Origin of the sequence: Pontibacter rugosus (assembly GCF_042678745.1) — a bacterium.
GTDB lineage: Bacteria > Bacteroidota > Bacteroidia > Cytophagales > Hymenobacteraceae > Pontibacter > Pontibacter rugosus.
Map to the genome: position 1 here is coordinate 1 of NZ_JBHTLD010000228.1, position 7451 is coordinate 7451.

The 7451-nt window shown below is 46.0% G+C and carries 4 protein-coding genes; 3 read left to right on the top strand and 1 reads right to left on the bottom strand.

All coding sequences use genetic code 11. The features are described 5' to 3' along the window. Window positions 1–142: 142 nt before the first annotated feature. Window positions 143–3061 carry an aminomethyl-transferring glycine dehydrogenase gene (gene gcvP, locus ACFQ2O_RS18380; RefSeq protein WP_377531341.1) on the bottom strand — a complete coding sequence of 973 codons (2919 nt, stop codon included), beginning with the start codon at window positions 3059–3061 and terminating at the stop codon, window positions 143–145. Window positions 3062–3307: 246 nt separating this feature from the next. On the opposite strand from gcvP, the gene ACFQ2O_RS18385 reads away from it, so the two are divergent. The 3 genes from ACFQ2O_RS18385 to ACFQ2O_RS18395 all read left to right on the top strand — a co-directional run. Continuing rightward, window positions 3308–4552 carry an NAD(P)-dependent oxidoreductase gene (locus tag ACFQ2O_RS18385; RefSeq protein ID WP_377531345.1) on the top strand — a complete coding sequence of 415 codons (1245 nt, stop codon included), beginning with the start codon at window positions 3308–3310 and terminating at the stop codon, window positions 4550–4552. Window positions 4553–4559: 7 nt separating this feature from the next. Continuing rightward, on the top strand, window positions 4560–6779 hold the full coding sequence (locus ACFQ2O_RS18390; protein ID WP_377531348.1) for a tetratricopeptide repeat protein: 2220 nt from the start codon (window positions 4560–4562) through the stop codon (window positions 6777–6779). 436 nt (window positions 6780–7215) lie between these two features. After that, on the top strand, window positions 7216–7451 hold a 236-nt coding region (locus ACFQ2O_RS18395; protein WP_377531351.1), incomplete at its 3' end, for a hypothetical protein.

Below are 7451 nucleotides of genomic sequence, written 5' to 3' on the forward strand. Positions count from 1 at the left end.
ATTTTAAAGTTTACGAATAGTCTTGATTTAGTGCTACAGCTATAGCGCTAGTATTCATGAACATAGTTATACTTGTGCAGGACAACAAAAAAAGCCTGACCACGTGGTCAGGCTTTTTTGTAAGTATGGTTAACTATAGAGGTTAGCCTACAGCTACCATTTCATTGTTATTTTCGTTGTAAGCCTCAATCGGAGCACAAGAGCAAACCAGGTTACGGTCGCCGTAAGCACTGTCGATGCGGCTAACTGTTGGCCACACTTTGTTGTTGCGCAGGTAAGAGATCGGGAATACAGCTTTCTCGCGCGAGTAAGGTCGCTCCCAGTTCTCTGTCATCACCACTTTCAATGTATGCGGTGCATGCTTCAGCACGTTGTCCTTTTGGTCAGCTTTGCCTTCTTCTATCTCACGAATTTCTTCACGAATAGAGATCATGGCGTCGCAGAACTTATCTAACTCCTCCTGTGCTTCAGACTCAGTTGGTTCTACCATCAGCGTACCAGCTACTGGGAACGATACAGTTGGCGCATGGAAACCGTAGTCCATTAAACGCTTCGCAATGTCTTCTACCTCAACGCCGGCTTTCTTGAAATTACGGCAATCCAGGATCATCTCGTGTGCGCAGCGGCCATTTGTGCCAACATACAGTACCGGATAGTGCTTCTCTAGGCGCGCCTTAATGTAGTTGGCGTTCAGGATAGCCACCTTCGTTGCCTCTGTCAATCCTTCGCCACCCATCATCGCGATGTAAGCATAAGAAATAGGCAAAATAGAAGCTGAACCCCAAGGAGCCGCAGAAACAGCATTGATAGCACCTTCATGTCCTAAATCTACCACAGCGTGGCCAGGCAGGAACGGAGCCAAATCTTTTACTACGCCGATAGGGCCCATGCCAGGGCCACCACCACCGTGAGGAATACAGAAAGTCTTGTGCAGGTTCAGGTGGCAAACGTCAGCACCAATGGTAGCCGGAGAAGTCAGGCCAACCTGCGCGTTCATGTTCGCACCGTCCATATATACTCTACCGCCATTCTCATGGATAATCTGGCAGATCTCAATGATGCTCTCCTCATATACACCGTGCGTAGACGGATACGTCACCATCAAGCAAGAAAGCTCATTTTTATGCTGCTCCGCTTTGGCACGAAGGTCAGTTACATCAATATTACCTTTCTCGTCGCACTTCACGATAACCACTTTCATGCCGGCCATTACCGCAGAAGCTGGGTTAGTGCCGTGTGCAGAAGAAGGAATCAGGGAAATGTTACGGTGATGATCACCACGCGACTCATGATAAGCACGAATAACCATCAGGCCAGCATATTCACCCTGTGCACCAGAGTTTGGCTGAAGCGATACGGCATCAAAACGCGTTACCTCACACAGCCAAGCCTCCAGGTCAGAGAAAATCTGCTTATAACCTAGTGTCTGGTCAGCAGGAGCGAATGGGTGTAGCTGACCAACCTCTGGCCAGGTAACCGGAATCATCTCCGCTGTTGCGTTTAGCTTCATAGTACAAGAGCCAAGCGGAATCATGGAGTGTACTAAAGAAATGTCTTTATTCTCCAGGTACTTCATGTAGCGCAGAATCTCGTGCTCTGAGTGGTGCTTGTTAAATACTTCCTGCTGCAGGTACTCGCTCTTACGAATCAGGCTATCAGCCCACGTAATTTCAGTTTCCCCAGGAAGTTCATCTATACATAACACATCAGCAGACTTACCAGCTACTTTTGAAAACACAGCCAGAATGTCTTTTACATCCTGCAAGTCAGTGTTCTGGTTGAGTGAAATACCAATGTTATGCTCTCCGAAATAACGGAAGTTAATGCCAGCTGCTTCAGCCTCTTTGCGGATGGCCTGTTGCATGTCGGCACTTTCTACGGCAATTTTCAGTGTATCGAAATACTGCTCGTTCTGCTGCTCAAAACCAAGTGCCTTCAGGCCATTTTCCACTTGCTGCGCCAGCGCATGCGTGTTTAAGCCGATGTACTTCAGGCGGCGTGGGCCATGGTATACGGCATACATGCCAGCCATTACAGCTAGTAGTACCTGGGCAGTACAAATGTTAGAAGTAGCTTTTTCGCGGCGGATGTGCTGCTCACGCGTCTGTAGGGCCATACGGTAAGCTCTGTCTCCGGCTGCATCCACAGAAATACCGATGATACGTCCCGGAATTACACGCTTGAAAGCATCTTTTGTAGCAAAGAAAGCTGCATGCGGGCCACCGAAGCCCATCGGTACGCCAAAGCGTTGCGTCGTTCCTACCACCACATCAGCGCCCATCTCACCAGGAGGTGTTAATAAGGTAAGCGATAAGATATCAGCAGCAACAGCTACAAACATACCTTGCTCATGTGCTTTAGATATGAAGTCAGTATAATCAAACACGCCACCGTCGGCAGCAGGATATTGCACCAATGCACCAAACAGCGTCTCGTCCTGCAGGTCAGCGTTGCGGTGATCGCCGATTACTAACTCTATATTAAGAGGTGTAGCGCGAGATAAAAGTACATCTATCGTTTGCGGCAGCACTAGCTCAGATACAAAGAAACGAGTAGCGTTTTTGCGAGAGCCTTTGCGCTGCGAATAGAACATAGCCAGTGCTTCAGCAGCAGCAGTTCCTTCATCCAGCAAAGAAGCATTGGCGATTTCCATACCTGTCAGGTCCATCACCATCGTCTGGTAATTGATCAGGGCTTCTAAACGGCCTTGTGCAATTTCAGCCTGGTAAGGAGTATAGGCAGTATACCAGCCCGGGTTCTCCATAATGTTACGAAGTATAACCGGAGGTAAAATGGTGTCGTTGTAGCCAAGGCCTATGTAAGACTTATATACCTTGTTCTGCTTCACCATCTGCCCGAACTTGTTCAGGAAGTCTTTTTCGGAAAGAGCCTTTGGCAGGTTAAGCGGAGTTTTAAGTCGAATTGCAGCCGGTACAGTTTCGTCGATTAGTTGATCCAGTGTTTCTACGCCAATAGTGCGCAGCATGTCCTGCATCTGCTCTTTATCGGGGCCGTTGTGGCGCTCCTTAAATACATCCGCAGGTTTGGTTTTAAAAATCATAACGGTGATATATTAGTCTGGAATTTTTGGGTTTCAACTTCTTCAGAAACACCTCTAAAGGCTATTCCTGTCTTATTTTACAAAAGTAGTAATAGTTTATTATATTGAAGCATCAAAGCTAAATAGTTCAGCAAGCGCAGCCTGTACTAAGTGAAAAGCTAACCTACTGAAGAATAAGCTGCATCGGCAGGTTTTGTTTATCAACGAAACATAAATAACTGCTTAACAATTCAAGAGAAGTACCCTATGAGCAAACTAAAGATCGGCATTATCAAAGAAGGCAAAATACCTGTAGATAAGCGAGTGCCCCTCACACCAAAAAAATGTGTTGAGGCACAGCAGGAATTCCCTGGCTTGGAGGTGGTGGTGCAGCCTAGCGACATCCGGTGCTTTACTGATGCTGAGTATGAAGAACTGGGAATTCCGTTGCAGCAAGATCTGAGCAACTGTGATGTGCTGATGGGGGTGAAAGAGGTTCCTGTAGAGCAGCTTGTCCCAAATAAGACATACCTGTTCTTTTCTCATACTATAAAGGAGCAGCCCCAAAACGCGAAACTACTGAGAGTTATACTTGACAAAAACATCACGCTAATTGATTATGAACTGCTGAAAACAGCAGAAGGGCAGCGGGTGGTTGCCTTTGGGCGCTACGCAGGTATAGTAGGAGCGTATAACGGAATGCTAACTTATGGCAAAAAGCATGGCCTGTTCAATTTAAAGCCTGCGCACCTGTGCCACGAGATGGAGGACATGCAGGAGGAGTACTTTAAAGTAAAGCTCCCGCCGATAAAGATCGCGATAACCGGAGGTGGGCGCGTGGCGGGCGGCGCCATGGAAGTGCTCGATAAAATGGAAATAAGGAAAGTGAGCGTGTTCGATTTCCTGTACAAGCAGTTTACCGAGCCGGTATATGCGCAGCTGCACTCCGGCGATTACAACGCCCGGCCCGATGTAGAAGTATGGGACTCGCCAGACTTTTACACTAACCCACACTTATATAAGAGTACCTTCCGCAAGTTTACCCGTGTAACAGATTTACTGATGGCCTGCGCCTATTGGGACCCCAAGGCACCAAAGCTGTTCACGGAGGAAGACGCACGGCAGTCAGATTTTAAAATAGACACCATTGCTGATATCACCTGTGATGTTGGTGGCTCTATTCCCTGTACTAAACGCTCTACTACCATCACAGAACCAGCCTTTGATTATAACCCAGTAACAGCTGAGTTAGAAGAACCTTTCTCCAGACCTGAGAATATTACCCTGATGGCAGTTGATAACTTGCCGTGCGAACTACCGCGTAATGCATCCCGTGATTTTGGCCGACATTTAATAGACAATGTGCTGCCTCATTTCTTTAATGCTGATGCAGAAGGAATGCTGGAGAGGGCAACTATAGCCAGGGGCGGTAAACTAACCGACCGCTACAGCTACTTGCAGGATTATGCCGATAGTGCAGCTAATAATAAGGAGAAGCAGGAGTCAGTATAATATTGAAATGCGAGATTTAGAAATAGCTTTCTGGGCACTGTTGGCTTTTGTAGCAGTGTTTGTTCTTTCTGGCGTAATGGGTAACACAGTGCTGCGACTAATCCTGTGGACTTTTGGAATAACATATGCGCTAGGTGGATATTGGTTATTGATCAAGTATGAGTATCCTAAAGTCTTGTCCATACTTGCCGGACTTGCCATAGGCGCTGCGTTATTTATACTACCTTATGGTATTGTAGCAAATTTAAGCTGGTTAAAAGGGTTGCTGTTTGCAGCCCCAAACTTCTGCCTCTTCCTTTTTCTGTTGATCTGTACTTACCGCCTTCGAATTAGGCAGCGGTTTGGCGGCAATTTTAAACCTTTGCTTATCCGGTCTGCCGTACTGGTTGTGCTTACCAGCGTGTTCGCGTCACTTCCGTTAAACACATGGGCTCACCGGCAGGTGTTGTGGGCTTTTAACCAGCACAACGAATCCCTGCTGCATAACCTCCGCATGTTTGAAGGAAGAGACAAGGTAAATCAATTTCTTAACAACAATGCGTGTGACGCAGCTATTGAGGCAGCCAACACAGCGCGGCGTGAGGGGGAGTTGTGGCTTGAGTGGAGGCAGGAAGATGGCCTTCAGGAACTGTATGGAATAAGTGGGATTATAGAACTTCAGTATTATGCTTATACCTGCAAGGGTAGGGCAACTTATGATGCTGAAGATTATCAGCAAGCTTTATTAGCTTTTAAAGAGGCAGATGCTGTCTTAGATGATTTGATAGGAGCGGATAGCTCCTGGCATGTAAGAAAAGTATGGTCCTGGAAAAGCATAGCAGACTGTCACGCAAAGCTTTTAGCCTATGAGAAGGCGGACTCACTATATTCTCTTGCAATAAGCAAGTATGCGGCAGGTGTTGGTAAGGCAGACGAAGACATGGCAGACTTAGTTATAAGTGCAACCACAAGTGCATCGGCACAAGGAGCCATGCAGGAGGCGAATCAAATGCTAGAGCCACTGCTTGTGTCTTTTGAGAGCAAGTATAAAGCAGGTAAAGGCAGCTACAAAGGCACCATGAAGTTATATGAGCATCTGATTGCCAATCTGCTAAGGGCAAATGATTACAAAAAGGCAGCACTATACCTTCAAAAAGGGAAGCAGTTCACACACAAAGATAGCCTGAGCTACCATGTGCTGCAGCATTATGATGGTTATCTGCAACTATACACCAACAAGTATAAGGCTGCTGTTTTAAGATTGGAGGAAGCAAAAGCCGGCTACAAGAACTTAGAACAACCAGGTAGTGGCAATCATGTGGTGGTCAGGCAAGCGTTGTTCAAGGCATACATGGCTTTAGCAGACTATTCTAAAGCCGAAGATTTAATTAAGGAAGCCCAGAAGCTTTCAAAGAGAATTAATGGATCGGAGTCTGTCTTGTACCACAATGTGTTGCTGGATGCGGCGCAGTTGGATGATCACCTTGGCAAGTATGAAGCTGCAAAAGAGAAACTGGTAAAAGTGCTGCAACGGTACGAAAGACAATGGAGAGACAACAACAGAACAGCCGAAATACTGGCTCAACTGGCTACTATAGAAGATGAGTTAGATAATCAGACTCAGGCAGCAGCCCATGCGAATAGAGCTTATGCTGTTATAAAGTGGTTCACTGGGTATAAATCTGCCAGCGATGATGAAGTTTTGCTAAATATTGCGAACGTCAATATGAGTCTAAAGAACTACGCATTTTCCGACTCTTTATATAGAGCAGTGCTGGCGCGATCTGAAGGAGATTCCTATAAGACTAAAAAGGCAAAAGTGCTATCAGGCATTGCACTAATAGAAATGGAGCAAGGGCAGTTTCAAAAAGCAGGTGAAAAGCTGGAGCAGGCGATAACTACGGCACGTCAGGTAGTAGGGGAAGCGCACCCGATGCTTGCTACCCTATACTATAATAAGAGTAGGTTAAAGCTGTCTGAGGGGAAAACAGAGGAGGCACTGAAAGAAGCTGCTAAAGCCAGAGGGATAGCAAATAAGTATTTTGCTGCAAATCATGTAAATCAAGGAGACATTTATACTTTGCTTGGGGATATCATGCTAGCACAAAGTAAAGCGGATGAAGCAGAGCAATTATACTTAGAGGCGGCAAAGATCTACAAGCTTACATATAAAGTAAATCATAGGAAGCGGCAAAGAATAGAAGAAATGCTGAAGTCAATAAACGCAACCACAGCTAAGCAAGTATAAAAAGCGAAATTGATAAAGGTTCTTAGCCTAAGTTAAAGCCTGTTATTAGAAAGATGGGGAGCAATTATAGTAGTTGGTGCTGATTGCATCTATTGACAAGTTGAGCTGAATAAAGTTTTCTAAAAAACAATCCGCTTCATTTTCAATGGTTTGCGAAAAAGTAGGGATTATTTGCTAGGCTACGCTTGCGGGGTGGGAAATGTTTGCTACTTTTGCATCCCGGTTCAGCAGGAACGGGGGAACGGAAAGAGGGGATAACACAGGCTTGGGTCGCGTTTTGCTGCCTCGGCCCAAAAAGGAAACGCCGAAAAAAAGATTTGCCTCGGTGCTTGCGGAAAGGGAAAAGGTTGCTACCTTTGCAACCCGCTCCGGAAGGGAGAGGCCGGAAAAATAAAGAGAAAAAAGATTCTTGTTTTCCGAAAGGTTTTTCTTACCTTTGCATCCGCTTCCAGAGGGAAGGGTTGCTACGAGAGAGGCAAAAAAAAAGATTGAGAAAGTTTTGCAGATTGAAATAAAGCTGCTAACTTTGCACCCCGCCACGAAGCGAACGGCTCCGAAGGGAATAAAGAGTGACGCATCGGAAGATGGCAAGAGAGGAAAGATGTTCTTCTATAAGTTCTTTGAGAGATTGCTTGAGACAGAAATAACAGAAAAAGGAAAGTCCCTGCCCCG